This is a genomic window from Corallococcus sp. 4LFB (genome assembly GCF_046520365.1).
Taxonomy (GTDB): domain Bacteria; phylum Myxococcota; class Myxococcia; order Myxococcales; family Myxococcaceae; genus Corallococcus; species Corallococcus caeni.
Map to the genome: position 1 here is coordinate 1 of NZ_JBKGHJ010001143.1, position 794 is coordinate 794.

The 794-nt window shown below is 74.7% G+C and carries 1 protein-coding gene and 1 pseudogene; both read left to right on the top strand.

Annotated features, from left to right (window positions below):
* Positions 1–127: 127 nt before the first annotated feature.
* Complete coding sequence (locus tag ACLEQD_RS44595) at positions 128–463, top strand: hypothetical protein (RefSeq protein WP_410391953.1); 336 nt, start codon at positions 128–130, stop codon at positions 461–463.
* Between the two features lie 35 nt (positions 464–498).
* Positions 499–794, top strand: a pseudogene (locus ACLEQD_RS44600) (sodium:proton exchanger); the annotation flags it as partial.

A 794-nucleotide genomic window follows, 5' to 3' on the forward strand; every position in this document is an offset into this window, starting at 1 on the left:
CCCAGGCCGGGGCCGCGCCGCGCCGAGGGCACCGCCGCTCCGGCCGCCACGCCGGAGGAGCCCGCCTCAGCCGGGTGGCAACGAGTAACGGGGGACAGGATGCGCGGTCTTCCGGTATGACGGCCGCGTGTACCTGGTCATCACGTTCCTCGAGCAGGTGGAGACGACCGAGCGGGCGATCCGCCGGCTCCGGGAGTTCGGCATCCCGGAACCGCTGGTCATCCGGGCGCGCAGCGCCGCCGCGGCCCTGTCCGCGGAGGTGCCGGTGTTCGCCGGCCTGCGCAGCCTCGCGCTGGGCGCGGACGAAGACCGCGTCGTGCTCGTGAGCGTCCTGCCGGAGCTCCCGCGGGAGGAGATGGACCGCATGCTCCAGCGCGTGCAGCTGGAGATGGACGCGGACGACCCGCCCATGGGCCGCCTGGTGGCCCTGCCTGTCATGGCGGCTCCCACGCACCGGCGTTGATGACGCGCGGGGGCGCGCGGGTGTAAGCACGCTGCGTGCAAGCGCTGCTCGTCTTCCTCATCGTCGCGGCGTTGTCGCTGCTCGCGTCCAGCCGGTCGCTCCTGGCTCCGGGCCGCTTCCCGGCGCTGGCGCAGCTGGCGGCCAGCGGCTTGCTGTTCCTCATCTTCGGGGCCCTGCTGGGCCCGTCCGTGCTGGGCGTGCTCAGCCCGCGCAACCTGGACTCGCTCCGCCCGCTGATGGCGCTGGGGCTGGGGACGGGGGGCGTGCTGCTGGGCCTCAACCTGGAGCCGCGCCTGCTGCGGCTGTTGCCCCGGCCCGTGTACTCGGCGGC